Genomic DNA, 20,199 nt, shown 5'->3' with positions numbered 1-20,199 from the left:
CCGACAGCTGCTCATAGCGGCCGCTTGGCGACGATCATGTAGTTGACGTCCATGTCCTTGGACAGGTTCCACTGATTGGAAAGCGGATTGAAGAAGACGCCGGTCCGCTCGGTCACTTCGAGGCCGTTGGCCACGAGCGGCTTTTCCAGTTCCTCCGGGCGCACCAGTTTTTCATACTGGTGCGTACCGCGCGGCAGCCAGCGCAAGACGTTCTCGGCTGCGAAGATGGCAAGCGCCGCTGCCTTCATGGTGCGGTTGATGGTGGCGACGAACATCAGACCGCCGGGGCGAACCATATGGGCGCAGGTGGTCATGAAGAAATCGACATCGGCGACATGCTCGACCACTTCCATGTTGAGCACGATGTCGAAGCTCTCGCCGGCTTCGGCAAGGGCTTCGGCGGTCACGGCGCGATAGTCGACCGCCACACCGCTTCCGGCCGCGTGCGTCTTGGCGATGCCGATGTTCTTTTCGGAGGCGTCGGCGCCGAGAACATCGGCGCCCATGCGTGCCATCGGCTCCGACAGGAGGCCGCCGCCGCAACCGATATCGAGCAGCCGCAGACCTTTGAGCGGCTGCGGGCCCCTTGGATCACGGCCGAAATGCTCGGCCACCTTGTCGCGGATATAGGCGAGGCGAACGGGATTGAACTTGTGCAGCGGCCGGAACTTGCCGGTCGGATCCCACCACTCCGCGGCCATGGCGGAAAAGCGGTCAACCTCGCTCTGGTCAATCGTCGTGCGTGCGGTCTCGCTCATGTCGCCGTCTCCTTGCATCGTCCCGACAGCGCCGCGCGTCTTTCAAGGCGCGCTAAGGACGCTGTAGCACTTTAAAGTGCTGCAAAATTCTATCCTTAAATCGATCCCGATTTAGGGACTTGTGCAGCAGTGAAGTCGGACGATCGGACAAGGAAGTCAAGAGGCGGCGCTGGGCCAGATCGGCGCACACGCGTGCGTGGCGCCCGTCCTGCTAGGCGTCCGCTTCTGGCTGGTAGTGCAGGATAACCACGCCGGACGTCAGAGGGCGTGTGTGGGTCAGTTTGAGTTTCGTCCGCTTCAGCCCTGGTTTGAACAGCGGCACACCCTCGCCGAGCAGCACCGGATTGATGCCGAGGCGATATTCGTCGACGAGGCCCTTCTCGATCAGTTCGCTCGCGAAGTCGGCGCTGCCGAAAACGAAGATCGTGCCGCCATCCAGCGCCTTCAGTCGTTCGACTTCGCTTGCAGCGTCGCCGGTTACGAGCGTCGTGCCGGCCCAATCGGCGGAGGTCAGCGTGCGCGAGAAGACGAATTTCTCGACGCCGTTCATGAAGGTCGCGATGTCGCCTTCGGCGGATGGCCAGTAGCCCGCCATCATTTCATAGGTCACGCGGCCGAAAAGCAGGGTGTCGGCCTCGAGCTGCGTTTCGCCGATATAGGCGGCGAGCTCGTCCTCGAAGACGAACCACTCGATGTCGTGCCCCGGTGCTTCGAAGAAGCCGTCGACGCTAACCATGTCCCACATGATGACCTTGCGCATTGTATCTCTCCCGTTGCGGCATGCCTGTCACGGAAAGGGTGGCAAATCTGATATTGTTTTGCAAGTGGTTTTATTGTTGCATCGGACTGGTTGGCGCTGCGGCTCTTCCGCGTGCTAGTTTCTGCGCTGGCGAGGGGAGGAATCCACATGGGCTTGAACAGGATCGACTGGGCGGTCGGCGTCATCGCGCCGCAGCCGTCCGATCATCTGCTCGAAGTCGGTTGCGGCCATGGCATTGCCGTGACGAAGGTTTGCGATCGGCTCGACGAAGGGGAGATTGTCGCTATCGACCGCTCGGCTGTGATGATCGCGGCGGCAGCACGCAGAAATGCTGAACATGTTGCTGCAGGCCGGGCGACCTTGCGGGTTGCGGAGCTTAGCTCGTTCGATCTCGGTGGCCGTCGCTTCGACAAGGCGTTCGCCATGCGCGTCGGCGTGTTCACGCGGGGCGATCCCGCTCGAGAGTTTGCGGCGCTGGCGCAGCTGTTGAAGCCTGAGGGACGTCTTTTTCTTTTTCATGACGAGCCGTCCACGGGGGCGGACGACGTTGGCGCGCGGCTCGCGGCGGCGGCCCTTCGCCACCGCTGGCTGGTCGAGGCACTGTCGGCGCAGATATTTGACAGCGGCGAAGTCGCATGCCTGATTGCGCGGCCGCCCGCCTGATGATGTTGGCATTTGTGACGCCCGCTTGTTGCGGGCGTCACAAATGCGATGATTGCGCTTTATGTCAGCCGACGTCGCCTGCCGCCGCCGAGGCGAAGAAGTCCTCGGGATCCTCGACCTCGACGAGGCGGCGCTTCTCAATCAGCCAGAAGCGGTCGCCGACATTGCGCACGAAGCTGCGGTCGTGGGAGACGAGCAGGCAGCTCGTCTCGTTTCTCAACAGCTCCGTTTCGAGCGCTTCCTGGCCCTCGATGTCCAGGTGGTTGGTCGGTTCGTCGAGCAGGTAGAAATTGGGCTCTTTCAAGCGCAGCACCAGCATGGCAAGACGCGCCTTCTGGCCGCCCGACAGCCGGCCGATCGCCTTTTCCTGCATGTCGATGCCGACGCCGACACCGACGAGCAGGCTACGGGCGCGCTGGTCGCCGAGCGAGAAGCGGCGGGACAGCGCGGCAAGCGGCGTCTCCTCGTCCGACAGGCCGGCAAGCGCCTGGTCGCTGTAGCCGAGCACCAGCGAGGGTGTTGCCTTCAGCGTCTCCGGCGCGCGGGAGGGCTCCTCGATCGCCGTGCGGATCAGGTTGACGAGCCGGGTCTTGCCGGCGCCGTTTTCGCCAAGCAGCACGATGCGGTCGCCCTGGCAGATCCAGCGCTTGCCGGTGCGGAAAAGCGGGGTGCCGTCGGGCGTTTCGACCTGGACGTCGTCGAGCGTCACCAGGATCTTGGCATGGGTGCCTCGATTGGCGAGCCGGATCGCGCCGGCGGAACGTTCCTGATGCGCGGGCTTTGCCGCATCCTCCAGCCGTTCTGCGCGCTGCTTCAGTTGCTTCGTCTTTATCGTGAGCAGGTCGCTTCCGGAGTTGATGCCGATATTGTTGAGCTTGGCGGCCTGGCGACGCAGTTGCTGCGCCACCTTCATGTCGCGCTGGTAACGCCGCTCCTCCGATGCGTCCACCTCATCGAGAGCGGCGCGCGCCCGCGAATAGGGGAGCGCGAAGATCGGCGATTGCTCTGGCCTCAGGAACAGCGTGCGGTTGGTGGTTGCGTCCAGGAAGGCGCGGTCGTGGCTGGCAACCAGCACCGGCACGTCGCGTGGCAGCGCATTCAGCCAGGCCTCCAGCCGGCCGATCTTGGCGAGGTCGAGATGGTTGGTCGGCTCGTCCAGCAGCAGCGCGTCTGGCTCGCTGACCCAGACGCGGGCAAGCAGCATCAGCCGCTGCCAGCCGCCGCTCAACTCCGACACGGCGCGAGCCCGCAGAACCTCCGGTACATCGAGGGAATCGAGCACGATATCGACGCGCCAGCTTTCGTTTTCCGCCTGGTCGGCCGGGAGGGCCGAAAGAACGGCGTCGTGGAAGGAGAGAGGTAAAAGCGACGCAGGCACGTTCTGCTCGACGTGACCGACCGTCAGCCCGCGCGAGCGGGTAATTTCGCCGGCGGTCGGATCAAAGCTGCCGGCGATTGATCTCAGCAGGGTCGACTTGCCGCGGCCGTTGGCAGCGACGATGCCGATACGATCACCGGATGCGACGGACAGGCTAAGACTGGAGAAAAGCGGTGCGCTCAGGCTGACGCCGAGGTTGCGGATATTGATCAAGGCCATGGTCGTTCTCTGGACTGCACGAGCGACGGCGGATCATCCGGGGCGGCACTTCAGGCCGGGGATTCGGATGGTCGAGCCCGCAACACAGACATGCTGTGCTCGGGCCGCATCGGCTCGGTATTGGAAGACGATGCAGGCGTTCAAACCGAAACGGTTCCGCACTGCATCACTCTGGGCAGACCAGGAATAGGCTCGCGATCTTCGCGAAAGGATGTCTGGTCAGCCCTGCAAACGCATCTGCAGGGCTTGGACGGGGCCACGCTGGCGGTGGTGCCGGAAAAATGTCATCACGTGCAGCCCCCCTTTCTCGAATTTGAACTTGCGGCAGCGTCAATAACACCGTCGCGCGCAATTTTCAATGGCTTCGCGCCGGCCCCGAGCCGGTGTGCTCACATCTGCAACCCGAGGAACTTGAACGGTTCGGCCTGCTTGAAGTCGCCGGTCGCGTCGCCCGAATAGGTGTGATCCTGATTTTCGCCGAGATCGAGCTTCATCACCTTGCCGGTCTCCTTGGTAAAATCGATCTTCTTCAGGTCGACCCAGAAGGTGTTCGGGGTCAGCGCCGACTCGAAGAAATAGAGCTTGCGCTTGTGATCGACCACGGTGCGCCAGCGGGTCGAGGAAATGTTCGGTTCCTCCGGCGTGTTGAGCCCATAGGGAACCGAGACATTGCGAATGACGCTGAAGACGCTGGCCAGCGCACGGTCGGGGTTCTCGTCCTTCGGAACGGCGTTGACGTAGAACGAGGCGCGCGCGAAACGATCGGCCGCGCGGTTCGTGCCCGGCAGCATCACCGTGCCGCCGATCTGCTTCCAGTAGGCGTTCAGGGCCAGTTGCTGGTCGAAGACAGGCGAATTGGTCATCACCTGATACGGGCGACCGTGATGGATCACCTGCTTGCCGCCGATATACTCGACGATTGCGCTGTCGCCGGTCTTGTCCGAGATCGAAAGGTGCAGCGTCGTCAGCCGGTTCTCACCCGGTACGTTGTCGGTGACGATCGTGAACGGTTCTTTCTCAAGCGCCTTCACCGCATCCTCGACAGTGGCGAAGCTGTCGAGCACATATTGCGCCCAGGCGGCGATCGTCAGGCCCGGCTTCGATTTGTCATTGAAGTCAGGGTACTCGGATTCGACCAGCCACAGGAGATTGGCATTGAGGCCGGCCTCGTTGACGCCGTCGGTGGTCGAGACATCATAGCCGGTGGCCACGACGCTTCCATACTTCGCCGTCCATTTGAACGAGTTCGGCCCTGCCTGACCGTTGCGCTCGATGCCGCGCGGCAGGACCCAGAGGTTGGTCGCGACGTCGCTCTTCCAGTCCATCGATCGGGCAGTGATGATGTTGTCATCGGGGCCGAGATAGACGAGGCGGGTGCAGGCTTCCGCCGTCGTCTGACCGAGCATGAGAAGGGCGGCAAGTGCGGATGTGACCGATCGGACGGCCGGCTTTACGATGAACGTCATACCATTCTCCTTCGCGGGCAAAGCGTATGCTGGGTATCCGCCAGTCGGTCCTTGAGCGTTGAAGCAGGCCAAGGTTCTAAAACAACATGGAAAAGCCGATCACCGGGCCGTGCTGGTTCACGTCCCAGCGGAACTTGTTCGCGCCCGTGAAGTCGTCGCTTTCGTAATCCTGATAGAGCAACCGGTACCCGGCGCGCAAAATTGTCGGCTGGCCAAGCATTTCGGTCCGGTATCCGAGATAGGCCTGGGCGTTGACGCTGAGCTTTGAGCCGACATCGAAGCCGCCGACATCGGCCTCGGCGACGAGGTTCCAGCGCTCGCCGAGATCGGCGTTGAGCCGCAGGCCGACGAAGGGGTCGGTCCAGTCGGCGCTCTTGCTCGTGTTGAAGCCGGCCACGGACACGTCCGCCTCGAGCTTCGTCCAGCGCAGACCGATCGTCGGCTCGATTGACAGCGTCCGGGGCTTGCCGAAGACGGTGTTGCCGCCGAGTTCCTGCTCATAGACCTGATAGAACGCGCCGAAGGCCAGCGTCGTCATCTTGATGTCGAGGCCGATCTCATGGCTGAGCAGCTCCTCATCCTGGCTGGTACGGACGTCCTGGCCGTCGAAATAGACACCCCATTGGCCGTTGGTCAGCTCGATGTTGCCCATCAGCGCCAGGTCGAGATGGTCGAGCGTGTCTTTGAAGGGCACGTCGACATCGGTATCGAAGCCGGCAAGCGATGCGTCCCCCTTGAGGCTCGCCGCCCAGACATAGGGGCTGACGATCACCGTCCAGTCGCCTTGCGGCGCCATGCGCGCCTGGTCGAAATCGGCGCCGTTCGACGGTGTCGAACACAAGAGCGTCACGGAAAGCGCGACGGCACAGCGGGCCATCATTCGTGCGGTTGCGGGTATGCGATGTGCTTGCATGTCTGCCCCCTCAAGCGTCCGTTGGCAGCCTAGCCGGCGCTGCCGCAATTTCAAGTGGCGCAAACCGCGACCGCGCACGTTTCCCCACCGTGCGTATAGAGCCTTATTCCTGCCGCCCTGCCATTGCGCGCAGGCCCCTGATCCGCTAAGAGACGCCGCGACTTTCCGCTCCCCGAAGCGGTGACTGCCGATGTGCGAGAAGTCTCCCAAGCTTTTTGACCGTCGGGCGCCGGCGGGGGGCTTTCCTGTCACGCGCGCAAGCGCGCGCAATTTGGGTACCGGTAGAGGCACATGGCACGCATCGTGATGAAATTCGGCGGGACGTCCGTCGCTGATTTGGAACGCATCCACAATGTTGCCCGCCATGTGAAACGCGAGGTCGATGCCGGCCACGAAGTTGCCGTCGTCGTTTCCGCGATGTCCGGCAAGACCAATGAGCTGGTCGGCTGGGTGCAGAACATGCCGAAGGCAACCGGCGCCAACTCGCCCTTCTACGATGCGCGCGAATACGACGCGATCGTCGCGTCCGGCGAACAGGTGACCTCCGGTCTTCTCGCCATCGCGCTGCAGTCGATGGGCATCAACGCCCGCTCGTGGCAGGGCTGGCAGGTCCCGATCCGCACCGACAACGCCCACGGCGCTGCCCGCATTCTCGACATCGACGGTGCCGAGCTCATCCGCCGCATGGGCGAGGGCCAGGTCGCCGTCATCGCCGGCTTCCAGGGGCTTGGGCCCGACAACCGCGTCGCCACGCTCGGCCGCGGCGGCTCCGACACCTCGGCGGTTGCGATCGCCGCCGGCGTCAAGGCCGACCGTTGCGACATCTACACCGACGTCGATGGCGTCTACACCACCGACCCGCGCATCGAGCCGAAGGCGCGGCGTCTGAAGAAGATCGCGTTCGAGGAAATGCTGGAAATGGCATCGCTCGGCGCCAAGGTGCTGCAGGTGCGCTCGGTGGAGCTTGCCATGGTGCACAAGGTCCGCACCTTCGTGCGTTCGTCTTTCGAAGATCCCGATGCGCCGGGCATGGGTGACCTTCTCAATCCGCCCGGTACGCTGATTTGTGATGAGGATGAGATCGTGGAACAGGAAGTCGTAACCGGCATTGCCTATGCCAAGGATGAAGCCCAGATTTCGCTGCGCCGTCTCGCCGACCGGCCGGGCGTCTCCGCCGCGATTTTCGGCCCGCTGGCTGAAGCCCATATCAACGTCGATATGATTGTCCAGAACATCTCCGAGGACGGTTCGAAAACCGACATGACCTTCACGGTTCCCTCCGGCGATGTCGACAAGGCACTGAAGGTGCTCGGCGACAACAAGGACAAGATCGGTTACGACGTCGTCCAGTCCGAAGCCGGCCTCGTCAAGGTATCGGTCATCGGTATCGGCATGCGCAGCCACGCCGGTGTTGCAGCGTCGGCCTTCCGTGCGCTTGCCGACAAGGGCATCAACATCAAGGCGATCACCACTTCCGAGATCAAGATTTCGATCCTGATCGATGGACCCTATGCGGAATTGGCGGTTCGCACTTTGCATTCCGCTTACGGTCTCGATAAGAGTTAATCGACAGACGACCGATTTGGGATTCGCGGCGACTTGGCCGCGCATCCCCTTTGCTGCCGTCCCCTCTATTTCGGGAGACCCCACGCGATGAGAGACCTTTCCGCAGGTCCGCGCGTTCTCCTCAAGCGGTTGCGCGAGTTGATGGCGGAACCGCTGGAGCCGCAGGAGCGCCTTGACCGTATCGTGCGCCAGATCGCGCAGAATATGGTCGCGGAAGTGTGTTCGGTCTACGTGCTGCGCTCCGACGGCGTGCTCGAACTCTATGCGACCGAAGGTCTGAACAAGGCCGCCGTTCACCTGGCGCAGTTGAAGATGGGGCAGGGCCTCGTCGGCACCATCGCCGCTTCGGCCCGGCCGCTCAATCTGTCCGACGCCCAGTCTCACCCGGCCTTTACCTACCTGCCGGAGACCGGCGAAGAGATCTATCATTCCTTCCTCGGCGTGCCGATCCTGCGCACAGGGCGCGCGCTCGGCGTTCTCGTCGTCCAGAACAAGGCGATGCGCAACTATCGCGAGGACGAGGTCGAGGCGCTCGAAACGACCGCCATGGTTCTCGCCGAGATGGTGGCAACCGGCGAGCTCAAGAAGATCACCAAGCCAGGGCTCGAACTCGATCTCTCGCGTCCCGTCTCGATCGACGGCAACAGCTACGGCGAAGGCATCGGCCTTGGCTATGTCGTCCTGCACGAACCAAGGATCGTCGTCACCAATCTCCTCAACGAGGATACCGACCAGGAGTTGCAGCGGCTTGCCGAGGCACTCGGGTCGCTGCGCATCTCGATCGACGACATGCTGTCGCGCCGCGAGGTGTCGATGGAGGGCGAGCATCGAGCCGTGCTCGAGACCTACCGCATGTTCGCGCATGACCGCGGCTGGGTGCGCAAGCTCGAAGAAGCGATCCGCAACGGCCTGACGGCGGAAGCCGCCGTCGAGCGTGTGCAGAGCGAAACCAAAGCGCGCATGATCCGCCTGACGGACCCTTATCTGCGCGAGCGCATGCATGATTTTGACGATCTCGCCAACCGCTTGCTGCGCCAGCTCTCGGGCTACGGCGCCAAGCTTTCGGCGAGCGACTTCCCGAACGATGCGGTGATCGTCGCGCGCGCCATGGGCGCTGCCGAGCTGCTCGACTATCCGCGCGAAAATGTGCGCGGCCTGGTGCTCGAAGAGGGTGCCGTCACCAGCCACGTGGTGATCGTTGCCCGCGCCATGGGCATTCCTGTGATCGGCCAGGCGACCGGTGCCGTGGCGCTTGCGGAAAACCGCGACGCGATCATCATCGATGGCGATGACGCCAAGGTGCATCTGCGGCCGCTCGCCGACCTGCAGCGCGCCTATGAGGAAAAGGTTCGCTTCCGGGCGCGGCGTCAGGCACAGTTCCGCGCGCTGAAGGACGTCGAACCGCTGACCCGGGACGGGACACGTATCACGTTGCAGATGAATGCCGGCCTCTTGGTCGACCTTCCGCATCTGAACGAGGCGGGTGCCGAAGGTATCGGCCTCTTCCGCACCGAACTCCAGTTCATGATCGCCTCGACCATGCCGAAGGCGGAGGAACAGGAAGCCTTCTACCGCAGCGTGCTGAAGCAGACGGGCGGCAAGCCCGTAACCTTCCGCACACTCGATATTGGCGGCGACAAGGTGGTTCCCTATTTCCGCGCTGCGGAAGAGGAAAACCCGGCGCTCGGCTGGCGTGCCATCCGGCTTTCGCTCGACCGGCCGGGTCTGCTGCGCACCCAGCTCCGCGCGATGCTGCGGGCGGCGGCCGGTGCCGAGCTCAAGCTGATGCTGCCGATGGTCACCGAGGTCTCCGAACTCAGGATCGCGCGCGACCTCCTGCAGAAGGAAATCGAGCGGCAGTCGAAGCTCGGCGAACAGTTGCCGCGCAAGCTGCAATTCGGCGCCATGCTGGAAGTGCCGGCGCTGCTCTGGCAGCTCGACGAGCTGATGACCGAGGTGGACTTCGTCTCGGTCGGCTCCAACGACCTCTTCCAGTTCGCGATGGCCGTCGACCGCGGCAATGCCCGCGTGTCCGATCGTTTCGACGTGCTCGGGCGCCCGTTCCTCAGGATCCTGCGTGATATCGTGCGCGCCGGCGACCGGCACGATACGCCGGTGACGCTCTGCGGCGAGATGGCGAGCAAGCCGCTCTCGGCCATGGCGCTGCTGGGTCTTGGCTTCCGTTCGGTGTCGATGTCGCCGACGGCCGTCGGACCGATCAAGGCGATGCTTCTGGCGCTTGACGCGTCCAAGCTCGGCGCACTGCTCAACGCTGCACTGGACGACACGCGAGATCAGACGCCCGTTCGCCAGATGCTGGTGGATTTCGCCGCGGAAAACGGCATTCCGGTTTAGATTGAAGTGACGCGTCGCAACCCTCGTCCGGAGCTGATCCGGCCGGGGCGAGACGCATTGGAGTGAGACTTGGCAAAGCTTCCCGTTGAAAAGATGCGCGAACTGGAACGGCGGTTCGGTGAAATCGAGGCGCGCATGTCCGCCGGCCCGGCCGCGGACGTCTACGTCAAGCTCGCCTCGGAGTATTCCGAACTGCAGCCGGTGGTGACGAAGATCCGCGCCTACGAAAAGGCGACGGCGGAGCTTGCCGACATCACCGCCATGCTCGCCGACAAATCGACCGACCGCGAGATGCGTGATCTCGCCGAAATGGAAAAGCCCGAGGTCGTCGACGCGATCGAACAGCTGGAACAGGAGATCCAGATCCTGCTCCTGCCGAAGGATGCAGCCGACGAAAAGAGCGCGATCCTTGAAATCCGCGCCGGAACCGGTGGTTCCGAGGCGGCGCTGTTTGCCGGCGACCTGTTCCGGATGTACGAGCGTTATGCGGCGGGCAAGGGGTGGAAGGTCGAAGTGCTGTCGTCGAGCGAAGGCGAAGCCGGCGGTTTCAAGGAAATCATCGCTACAGTTTCCGGGCGCGGCGTGTTCGCGCGGCTGAAGTTCGAATCTGGTGTGCACCGCGTACAGCGCGTGCCGGAGACGGAGGCGAGCGGTCGCATTCACACCTCGGCGGCAACCGTCGCAGTGCTGCCCGAGGCCGAAGACATCGATATCGAGATCCGGCCCGAGGATATCCGCATCGACACGATGCGCTCGTCGGGCGCCGGCGGACAGCACGTCAACACGACGGACTCGGCCGTGCGCATCACCCACCTGCCGACCGGGCTTGTCGTCACCAGCTCGGAAAAGTCGCAGCACCAGAATCGTGCGAAAGCGATGCAGGTGCTGCGCTCGCGCCTCTACGACATGGAGCGCCAGCGCGCCGACAGCGAACGCTCGGCCGACCGTAAGAGCCAGGTGGGATCGGGCGACCGCTCCGAACGCATCCGCACCTACAATTTCCCGCAGGGACGCCTTACCGACCACCGCATCAACCTGACGCTATACAAGCTCGACCGGATGATGATGGGCGAGATCGACGAAGTCGTCGATGCGCTGCTTGCCGACTACCAGGCGAGCCAGCTGGCGCAGCTCGGCGAGCAGCGGGGCTAAGAGATGGCCGAGACGCTCGCGAGCCTGGTTGCCGAAAGTCGCGATCGCCTGCAGGCGGGCGGCATCGAGCATGCGGCGCTCGACGTCCGGCACCTCATCTCGGGCCTGCTCGACCTGTCGTTGAGCGCGGTCGTGTCGCGGGGCAGGGACCCGGTTTCGGATGAGGATGCCCAGCGGATCCGGGCGGCGGTTGCGCGCCGGCTGGCGCGCGAGCCGGTCTATCGCATCCTCGGTGAACGCGAGTTTTTCGGTCTGCCGCTGAGGCTGTCGAAGGAAACCCTGGAGCCGCGCCCGGACACCGAGACCTTGGTCGACCGCATGATCCCCTATCTGCGCGCGGTGGTCGCGCGAAAGGGAGGTTGCGAGATCATCGATCTCGGGACCGGCACGGGCGCGATTTGTCTCGCGCTTCTGTCTGAGGTTCTTGAAGCCAGGGGCACGGCTACCGATATATCCGGAGACGCGCTGGCAACGGCGACGGCAAATGCCGTCGCTCTCGGACTTGCGGATCGCTTTCGGCCGTTGCTCAGCAACTGGTACGAAAAGGTGGACGGTCGTTACGACGTTATCGTCTCAAATCCGCCGTATATCCGGTCCAGTGTGGTCGAAGAGCTTGAGCCGGAGGTGAGACTTCACGACCCGGTCGCAGCGCTTGATGGCGGAGAAGATGGGCTAGATGCCTATCGCGCCATCGCTTCTCAAGCTGGTCATCATCTTGAGACAAACGGCGTGATAGGCTTGGAAATCGGTTTCGACCAGAAAGAGGCGGTAACGGCGTTGTTTTACGCCGAAAAATTCCGTCTGCGTGAAGAGGCGAAGGATCTCGGCGGCAATGACCGCGTCCTGATCTTCGAACGCGACACAAACCGTTGAAAAAATGCTGCACTGGCGCATCTTCTTTCTTGCAGAGGCAAAGAAAGGGCTTGGAATCCCAGAGGAAGCGGGCTAGTTTGCCCGCGCACTGGGCAGAAGGTCATGGACCTAAGATTCGTTCCGGTATGACCTGGCCACGGGGATTGCTCTCAAGAAAGAGTTGCTAGGGTTCAACACGTGCCTTGTGCGGGTACCTGTTAATTTGACGTCAGTCGGCGCCGAAGCCGCCATTGTGCGAGCGCAACGGTGCGTGCTCTGTCGGGCGGATCCGGCCGGAAGACGAAACCACATGATCATCATTATCAAGAGAATTCGGGTGAATGTACTATGAGGCCAGGACAGCAAAACAAGCGCGGCCGCGGGCGAAATAACAACAACAATAACAACAACAATGGAAGCAACAACAATCACAACCGCAAGGGCTCGAATCCGCTGACGCGGACCTACGACAGCTCCGGTCCGGATGTGAAGATTCGCGGTACGGCCCAGCACATCGCCGAGAAGTACTCTGCACTTGCGCGCGACGCCCAGAGCTCCGGCGACCGGGTCATGGCGGAAAATTACCTGCAGCACGCCGAACACTACAACCGCATCATTGCTGCCGCGCAGGCGCAGATGCAGGATCGTTTCCAGCGTGACGACCGTCAGGACTTCCGCGGCCACGACGCAGCCGACCAGGACCAGGACGATCTGGATCAGGGCTACGCCGACGACATGCCGGCTTCGGGTGCCGCAGCCGTAACGCCTGTTGCCGAGCCGCAGCCCGTTGTCATCGACGGTACCGGCCCGCAGCCGGTGATCGAAGGCACGCCGGCCGAAGTTGCGATGGAAGAAGAAGCTCCTGCCGCTTCCGGCCGTGCCGCAACGCGCCGCCGCAACGCGCCGCGTCCGCGCCGTCCCCGCCGCAGCGCCCAGGAAGGTGCTGCCGACGAGGCTCAGCCGTCAGGCGATGACGCTCCGGAAGCGCCGGCTCTGGCTGCTTCCGAGTAAGCGAAGTCGCTTTAGTCAGCCTGCCCGGTGCAGGCATCAAAAACCCGGCCCATCGCGGCCGGGTTTTTCTTTGCACGGCAAACGCTGATCAGCCAGTTGCACTGGTCAGCTTTTGGCACTGTCGATGATGAGTGCAGTTAGGTTGCTGCTCGCAGCGGTCTCGTTTGTGCGCCCGCGGATCAGTTCGCGGCCGATCGCCTCGGCCGCGCCGGCGATACCCGTGCAGCGAAGCCTCAGATCGTCCTCGGGGACTTCCGAGAAAGGAGAGAGGGCTGCCTTGATCATGGCGACGTAATCGTCAGCCTGCTGTTGCTGCGTGGCGATCATGTCCGCATTGCCGCGCAGCGCGCCGGAGATCGCCTGCCATTCCTCGCCGCTTTCGACAGCACAGTTGATGTAGACGGAACTGATGATATCGGCGACCGCTTCGAGCCGATTTAATGCACTCTTCAGCGCGACCTTCAGTTTTTCCGTGTGCCGGTCTTCGATTTCCTGGGAGAGCGCGATCAAGAGCCCCTCGCGCGTGCCGAAATGTTCATAGGCGATCGGCTTGCTGACGCCAGCGCTTTCGGCGAGATGGCCAAGCGTCAGCGCGTCGGCGCCCCGTTCGCGCAGGATCTCCCTGGCGGTCTCGAGCAGCTGGGCGCGCCGCTCGGGCTTCGCAAGCTTTCGGCCTTTCGTCCGGCTCATCGATCACAATCCTCTTTTCGCGTCGGCCCATGCCTCTTGAAAGTGGTATTCGGCATCTTACTTACCAATAGTAAGTTACTAATGGTAAGTTCGGTAGGTGCCGCTTACCTCTCGTTTAGGAGATAGGAAGATGTCGAGCAAGTTTCTGCCCGTTTTGATTGTCGGTGGTTCCGGTGTCGTCGGGTCGCAGGCCGCAAGGATCATTCGTCGTCTGCACCCGACGTTGCCGATCGCGATCGGTGGCCGCGATCTTGGCAGGGCCGAGGCGGTCGCACGTGAGGTTGGCGGCGCGGTCGGGGTCAGCGTCGACCTCAGTCGCCCGGATCTCGGCCTTGGCGATGCGCCCCGCTTCAGCGCCGTCGTCATCTTCCTGAAAGACGAAAAGCTGAGTTCGATGCGTTACGCCCAGCGCCACGGCATTCCCTATATCAGCCTATCGAGCGGCACCTTCGAGGTCGGTCCGGAGATGGCGCAGTATATCCACGCGCCGGACAGTGCGCCGATCCTGCTCGCCAGCCACTGGCTCGCCGGCGCCGCGATCTTCCCGATCCTCGATTTTGCCAAAGCCTATGAGGCGATCGACACGATCCGCATCGGCGTCTTGCTCGACGAAGAGGACATGGGTGGGCCGGCAGCACTTGCGGATTACAACCGCATCACCGGCCTTGCGCCCGCCGCTTTGACCGTCGCGGATGGCAAGTTCCACTGGGCCGGCGGCGAGGATTCCAAGGCGCGCTTCAGAAGCGTTGACGGCGTCGAACTCGAAGCGACCGCCTATTCGCCCTTCGACGTCATGGCGCTTTCGGCCCGTACCAACGCCAGCGATATCCGCCTGGATCTTGCCTATAGCGTGTCCGCGAGCAGGCGGCGCGGCGAACCGTTCTCGACGGAGATCGCCATCGATATCAAGGGCCGCGACAAACACGGCGAACTGGTCGACCGTCGCTATGAGATCGTGCACCCTCAGGGCCAGGCCCCACTGACGGCGCTTGGCGTCGCCCTTGCGGTCGAGCGCATGCTCGGCCTTGAAGGAGGGGCCGCCCCGGCGCCGGGCCTCTATCTGCCGGAGGTCCTGATCGAGCCGGCCTACTATGTGCGGCGGATGAAGGAATTCGGCGCGTCCTTCGCCGAGCGGACCCCCGCGGCATAGACGATCCCGCGGCCGCGTTACCCTTTCGGTGCGCGGCCGCCTCGTGGTTGCAGATTTCCGTCTCACGAGCGCCGGGAGGCTCTTTAATTTCCAAAATCGCTGCCCCATATTCGCTTCGGACGCGTTGATCCGACGCAAAGCGGGGATCGCGCCACACTGACAGGCTTGCCGAATGCGGGAGCCTGATCCTGAAACACCGACGGGTGCCATGATGGGCCTGCCGGGCTATGGAGGTAGAGTATGAATATCGAAAAATATTCCGAGCGCGTGCGCGGTTTTCTGCAGTCGGCGCAGACCTATGCGCTGGCGCAAGGACACCAGCAGTTCACGCCGGAGCATGTGCTGAAGGTACTGCTCGATGACGACCAAGGCATGGCCGCCTCGCTGATCGAGCGGGCCGGTGGTGATGCCCGTGAAGCGCGCGCCGGCAATGACGCAGCGCTTGCAAAGCTTCCCAAGGTTTCCGGCGGCAACGGTTCCGTCTATCTGTCGCAGCCGCTTGCGCGGGTGTTTTCGAGCGCCGAAGACGCAGCCAAGAAGGCTGGCGACAGCTTCGTCACCGTCGAGCGCCTGTTGCTGGCGCTGGCGATCGAAAGCTCTGCGGCCACTGCTGACATCCTGAAGAAGGCCGGCGTCACGCCGACCAAGCTCAATCAGGTGATCAACGACATCCGCAAGGGCCGCACCGCCGACAGCGCCACTGCCGAACAGGGCTTCGACAGCCTGAAGAAATACGCGCGCGACCTGACGGCCGACGCGCGAGAAGGCAAGCTCGACCCGGTCATCGGCCGCGACGACGAGATCCGCCGCACCATCCAGGTGCTGTCGCGCCGCACCAAGAACAACCCGGTTCTGATCGGTGAGCCCGGCGTCGGCAAGACCGCGATCGCCGAGGGCCTGGCACTGCGCATCGTCAATGGTGACGTGCCGGAAAGCCTCAAGGACAAGCGGCTGATGGCGCTCGACCTGGGCGCGCTGATTGCCGGTGCGAAGTTCCGCGGCGAGTTCGAGGAGCGGCTGAAGGCCGTGCTCAACGAGGTGCAGGCCGAAAACGGCGAGATCATCCTGTTCATCGACGAGATGCACACGCTGGTCGGGGCCGGCAAGGCCGATGGCGCCATGGACGCCTCCAACCTGTTGAAGCCGGCGCTGGCGCGCGGCGAGCTGCATTGCGTCGGTGCGACCACGCTCGACGAGTACCGCAAGCATGTCGAAAAGGACGCGGCCCTTGCCCGTCGCTTCCAGCCGGTCATGGTCGAGGAGCCGACGGTCGAAGACACGATCTCGATCCTGCGCGGTCTGAAGGAAAAGTACGAGCAGCACCACAAGGTCCGGATTTCGGATTCGGCGCTGGTTGCCGCCGCGACCCTTTCGAACCGCTACATCACCGACCGCTTCCTGCCGGACAAGGCGATCGACCTGATGGACGAAGCCGCGTCGCGGCTGCGCATGCAGGTGGATTCCAAGCCCGAGGAGCTCGACGAGCTCGATCGTCGCATCATCCAGCTGAAGATCGAGCGCGAGGCCCTGAAGAAGGAAACGGATGTCTCGTCGAAGGATCGGCTCGAGAAGCTCGAGCTTGATCTTGTTTCGCTCGAAGAGCAGGCATCCGCGCTGACGGCCCGCTGGCAGGCGGAAAAGCAGAAGCTCGGGCGTGCCGCCGATCTCAAGAAGCAGCTCGACGAAGCTCGCAACGAGCTGGCGATCGTCCAGCGCAAGGGTGAGTTCCAGCGTGCCGGCGAACTGACCTACGGTGTCATTCCAAAGCTCGAAAAGGAGCTCTCGGACGCCGAAAGCCAGGAGAACGCCAATGCCAACCCGATGGTGCAGGAGGTCGTGACCCCCGACAACATCGCGCATGTCGTTTCGCGCTGGACGGGCATTCCGGTCGACAAGATGCTGGAAGGCGAACGCGACAAGCTGCTTCGCATGGAAGACGAATTGGCGAAGTGGGTCGTCGGCCAGGGTGACGCCGTGCAGGCAGTTTCCCGTGCCGTCCGGCGTGCCCGTGCGGGTCTCCAGGATCCGAACCGGCCGATCGGCTCGTTCATCTTCCTGGGCCCGACCGGCGTCGGCAAGACGGAGCTGACCAAGGCGCTTGCCCGGTTCCTCTTCGACGACGAGACCGCGTTGCTGCGTGTCGACATGTCGGAATATATGGAGAAGCACTCCGTCGCCCGGCTGATCGGTGCGCCTCCGGGCTATGTCGGCTATGAGGAAGGCGGTGCGTTGACCGAAGCCGTTCGGCGCCGGCCCTATCAGGTCGTGCTGTTCGATGAGATCGAGAAGGCGCATCCGGATGTCTTCAACGTGCTGCTGCAGGTGCTCGACGACGGCCGCCTGACCGATGGTCAGGGTCGCACTGTCGACTTCCGCAACACGATGATCATCATGACCTCGAACCTCGGCGCGGAGTATCTGGTCGGGCTTGGCGAAAATGAGGACAGTGATGCGGTTCGCGACCAGGTGATGGAGGTGGTGAAGTCCGCCTTCCGGCCGGAGTTCCTGAACCGCGTCGACGAGATCATCCTGTTCCACCGGCTGCGTCGGTCGGAGATGGGGGCGATCGTCGATATCCAGCTCGAAAGGCTGCGCAAGCTGCTTGCCGAGCGCAAGATCACGCTGGAACTCGACGACGATGCCCGCGCGTTCCTGGCCGACAAGGGCTACGACCCGGCCTACGGCGCCCGTCCGCTGAAGCGGGCGATCCAGAAGTTCGTGCAGGATCCGCTCGCCGAGAAGATCCTGCAGGGTGAGTTCCCTGATGGTTCGACCGTCAAGGTGCTTTCGGGCTCGGACCGCCTCAACTTCAAGCGTGGGGCGGGGCCGGACAAGGAAGCCGCCTAAGTCCAGCAGCGCACAAATCAAGAGGCCGCCCTTCGGGGCGGCCTTTCTGTTTGTGCCGATTTTCGACCAGGGGAGGGGAGCGGTTAGTTGCTCGCGACCTCTGCGCCCGTGCCGTCCTTGTTCAGCAATTCGTCGATGCGGTCGCGTTCCTTCTCGAACTTCGCCAGCGCGTCGCCAGAAAGCGACTTGCCGCCGGGCAGTCGGATGCGCAAGGGATCGACCTTGTTGCCGTTGACGATCAGCTCGTAGTGCAGGTGCGGTCCGGTCGAAAGGCCGGTCGTTCCGACCCAGCCGATCACCTGGCCCTGAACGACCTTGTTGCCGACCTTGACGTTTTTGGCGATCGCGCTCTGGTGGTTGTAGGAGGACACGTAGCCGTTGGCATGGCGGATCAGCGTCTGGTTGCCATAGCCGCCGGAATCCCAGCCGGCCTTTTCGACGACACCGCCGCCGGCGGCGATGATCGGTGTGCCGCGCGGGGCTGCCCAGTCGACGCCGGTGTGCATGCGCGAGAAACCGAGGATCGGGTGCCGGCGCATGCCGAAGCCCGAACGGAAATGGCCATTCGGCACGGGATTGCGCAGCAGGAACTGGCGGATGCTTTTGCCGTCCTGGTCGAAATAGTCGATCGTGTTGTCGCTCGGATCCTGGAACCGGTAGAAGGCGGTAACAGCATCGCCGAATTTGGCGCGAACATAGAGGAGCTCGGATTCCTCCGTCGCCATGCCGCGTTCGTCGGTCACGGAGAAGAAGGCTTCAAGAGAATCCGTCGGCTTTAGCTGCGCCTGGAAATCGACATTGCTGGCGAGCAGCTTGACGACGAGGCCGACCATGTCGGCGTTCATGCCGTAGGAAAGTGCCGCACGGTAGATGCCGTCATAGACCCGCGGCAGGTCGTGGCTGCTGGTCATGACCGGCGCGCCGTTGTCGTCGAAGGCGGTGGCGACCGCGTCGAGCCTCGGTGGCTCGGCGCCGGGGACGAAGCGGCCCTTGTCATCGACCGCCATCGTCAGCACATGCCGGTTGCGCGAATAGATCGTGGCCCGCACGATGCGTGCGTCCTGGCCCTTCTGCGTCTCGCCGTTCTGGATGATGCCGATGCGCAGGACATCGCCTTCGGAAAGCTCGCTGGCGCCGAGCGCCTGGCCGAGATAGCTGGCGGCGTCCTCGGCCTGCGCCTTGGTGTAGCCGGCACTGCTCATGACTGTCGCGATGTCGGTCTGGCGCCGCACCGGAATGATGTCGTCGGCGTATTCGGTGGTTTCTTCGTCGATCGTCTCGTAGGCGGCGTCACTCTTGTTCTGCTCGACGATGCGCGCGGTCAGGCCCTGGAGAAGATCGAGCCCGTCACTCTCCGAGGCGAAGCGCTGCGGATCGACATAATAGAGCGAGGCGACCTGGGTGCTGCCCTCGGTCAGGACAGAGCCGTTGGTGCGGACATTTTCCTCGACCTCTTCTAGCGACATCGAACTGTCGAAGGTGGGGCCGCCGCGCAGCGGGAAGTCGACGGTTTTCAGCGCCACTTCGGAATCGACGTTCGAGCCGTAAAGCGTGCCGGTTCGCGAAACGGGGGATTCTTCCTCGGCCTCTTCCGTCGAGAAGATCGCCAGAGGATCGAAGTCCGGGTAGCTTTCCGAGGCCTGATGATTGGCGGCGAGCGCCATCTTTACGTGAACGAAGGGCTGTTTGCGCACCACTTCCTTCTCGCCGTCATGGGTCATCGTCGAGACTTCCATGATCGTCTTGTCGGCCGGCTTGGCAACGAGCTTTGGCGACAGGATGCGGCCGCCGCGAACGGCGATCGCTTGCTCGTCGCCATTCGAACCGGCATCGAGTGCGGCATAGGCTTCGGCCGGGATTGCCAGCTGCTGGCGTCCGTCAAGCGCTGCAAAGAGCGCGACACCCATCAGAAGGCTCGAGGTGATCCCCGTCAGGAAGGTGCCGGATAGCCAGCGCAGCGAAATCTCGCGCCTGTCGGGCGCGCGCCGGCCATGCGCCAGGATCGGTGGCTGGTCGCCAAGCGACCTGACCATGTTCTTGTCGGTGATCATGCCGAACTGAGGGTCCCCGATTTCTCTAAACCGTATTCTTGCCTGCGATACGTTGCGCGAAGGTGTGCATCTTTCACGCGGCGGAGTCAAATCACGCGCGGAGCTGCAAGGGCGATATCCTATATATCCCAAGCCTGTCCGCGCGCCCGCATCCGCGACGCATCTTCGTTTTCGCTTAGATAGGCCGATTGTGAAAAAGGTAGGGCCAAATTGTGTCTCCACAGGCCCGGGGGAGGGGGTAAAACTTTTTTGGGGGCGCAAAGCCCTGCGTTTGTGGGCTTTGTCAGAAATCTGTCATTTTTTCCGAAAATCCCTGTTGACGTCTGTGAGGATGGGGGTCTATAAGCCCGATCACTGACGAGGGCGGC

General features: G+C 63.0%; 15 protein-coding genes. 8 read left to right on the top strand and 7 right to left on the bottom strand.

All coding sequences use genetic code 11. The features are described from left to right. Window positions 1–11: 11 nt before the first annotated feature. Together ubiG and ASE71_RS08985 are read right to left on the bottom strand one after the other, a co-directional pair. A complete protein-coding gene (ubiG, locus tag ASE71_RS08990; RefSeq protein WP_060518371.1) occupies window positions 12–758 on the bottom strand; it encodes a bifunctional 2-polyprenyl-6-hydroxyphenol methylase/3-demethylubiquinol 3-O-methyltransferase UbiG in 747 nt (248 codons plus the stop codon). A 211-nt stretch (window positions 759–969) separates the two neighbouring features. Then, window positions 970–1,518, bottom strand: coding sequence for a dihydrofolate reductase family protein (locus ASE71_RS08985; protein WP_060518369.1), 549 nt, complete (start codon window positions 1,516–1,518; stop codon window positions 970–972). Window positions 1,519–1,608: 90 nt separating this feature from the next. Between ASE71_RS08985 and ASE71_RS08980 the strand changes: the two genes are divergently transcribed. Then, the gene (locus tag ASE71_RS08980) at window positions 1,609–2,181 is read left to right on the top strand and encodes an SAM-dependent methyltransferase (RefSeq protein WP_156400701.1); all 573 of its coding nucleotides are present in this window, start codon (window positions 1,609–1,611) and stop codon (window positions 2,179–2,181) included. 64 nt (window positions 2,182–2,245) lie between these two features. On the opposite strand, the gene ASE71_RS08975 is transcribed toward ASE71_RS08980, so the two are convergent. The 3 genes from ASE71_RS08975 to ASE71_RS08965 form a co-directional block, all read right to left on the bottom strand. Beyond that, window positions 2,246–3,778: an ABC-F family ATP-binding cassette domain-containing protein gene (locus ASE71_RS08975; RefSeq protein ID WP_060518365.1), complete on the bottom strand. Its 1,533-nt coding sequence runs from the start codon at window positions 3,776–3,778 to the stop codon at window positions 2,246–2,248. Window positions 3,779–4,167: 389 nt separating this feature from the next. After that, entirely contained in the window at window positions 4,168–5,184 is a 1,017-nt protein-coding gene (locus tag ASE71_RS08970) for a linear amide C-N hydrolase (RefSeq protein ID WP_413814631.1), read from the bottom strand. Between the two features lie 136 nt (window positions 5,185–5,320). After that, complete coding sequence (locus tag ASE71_RS08965; protein ID WP_060518643.1) at window positions 5,321–6,121, bottom strand: hypothetical protein; 801 nt, start codon at window positions 6,119–6,121, stop codon at window positions 5,321–5,323. Window positions 6,122–6,448: 327 nt separating this feature from the next. Here ASE71_RS08965 and ASE71_RS08960 point away from each other — a divergent pair, with 327 nt between their 5' ends. The 5 genes from ASE71_RS08960 (at window position 6,449) to ASE71_RS08940 (ending at window position 13,093) form a co-directional block, all read left to right on the top strand. Next, window positions 6,449–7,723: an aspartate kinase gene (locus tag ASE71_RS08960; protein ID WP_034797696.1), complete on the top strand. Its 1,275-nt coding sequence runs from the start codon at window positions 6,449–6,451 to the stop codon at window positions 7,721–7,723. An 87-nt stretch (window positions 7,724–7,810) separates the two neighbouring features. Further along, complete coding sequence (gene ptsP, locus ASE71_RS08955; RefSeq protein WP_034797694.1) at window positions 7,811–10,078, top strand: phosphoenolpyruvate--protein phosphotransferase; 2,268 nt, start codon at window positions 7,811–7,813, stop codon at window positions 10,076–10,078. Window positions 10,079–10,147: 69 nt separating this feature from the next. Next, complete coding sequence (gene prfA / locus ASE71_RS08950) at window positions 10,148–11,230, top strand: peptide chain release factor 1 (RefSeq protein WP_060518361.1); 1,083 nt, start codon at window positions 10,148–10,150, stop codon at window positions 11,228–11,230. A 3-nt stretch (window positions 11,231–11,233) separates the two neighbouring features. After that, entirely contained in the window at window positions 11,234–12,103 is an 870-nt protein-coding gene (prmC, locus tag ASE71_RS08945) for a peptide chain release factor N(5)-glutamine methyltransferase (RefSeq protein ID WP_060518359.1), read from the top strand. Window positions 12,104–12,430: 327 nt separating this feature from the next. After that, window positions 12,431–13,093, top strand: a complete 663-nt coding sequence (locus ASE71_RS08940) for a DUF4167 domain-containing protein (RefSeq protein WP_034797687.1) — start codon at window positions 12,431–12,433, stop codon at window positions 13,091–13,093. Between the two features lie 105 nt (window positions 13,094–13,198). Here ASE71_RS08940 and ASE71_RS08935 read toward each other — a convergent pair whose 3' ends face one another. Next, entirely contained in the window at window positions 13,199–13,783 is a 585-nt protein-coding gene (locus tag ASE71_RS08935) for a TetR/AcrR family transcriptional regulator (RefSeq protein WP_060518357.1), read from the bottom strand. Between the two features lie 130 nt (window positions 13,784–13,913). Between ASE71_RS08935 and ASE71_RS08930 the strand changes: the two genes are divergently transcribed. Both ASE71_RS08930 and clpB read left to right on the top strand, forming a co-directional pair. Continuing rightward, window positions 13,914–14,933, top strand: a complete 1,020-nt coding sequence (locus ASE71_RS08930; RefSeq protein ID WP_060518355.1) for a hypothetical protein — start codon at window positions 13,914–13,916, stop codon at window positions 14,931–14,933. 240 nt (window positions 14,934–15,173) lie between these two features. Continuing rightward, window positions 15,174–17,780, top strand: a complete 2,607-nt coding sequence (clpB, locus tag ASE71_RS08925) for an ATP-dependent chaperone ClpB (RefSeq protein WP_060518353.1) — start codon at window positions 15,174–15,176, stop codon at window positions 17,778–17,780. An 83-nt stretch (window positions 17,781–17,863) separates the two neighbouring features. Here clpB and ASE71_RS08920 read toward each other — a convergent pair whose 3' ends face one another. Next, complete coding sequence (locus ASE71_RS08920) at window positions 17,864–19,831, bottom strand: M23 family metallopeptidase (RefSeq protein WP_060518351.1); 1,968 nt, start codon at window positions 19,829–19,831, stop codon at window positions 17,864–17,866. Between the last annotated feature and the right edge of the window lie 368 nt (window positions 19,832–20,199).

The sequence above is a fragment of the Ensifer sp. Root954 genome, assembly GCF_001429005.1.
Taxonomy (GTDB): Bacteria; Pseudomonadota; Alphaproteobacteria; order Rhizobiales; family Rhizobiaceae; genus Ensifer; species Ensifer adhaerens.
This window is presented reverse-complemented; position numbering and strand designations above follow the sequence as displayed.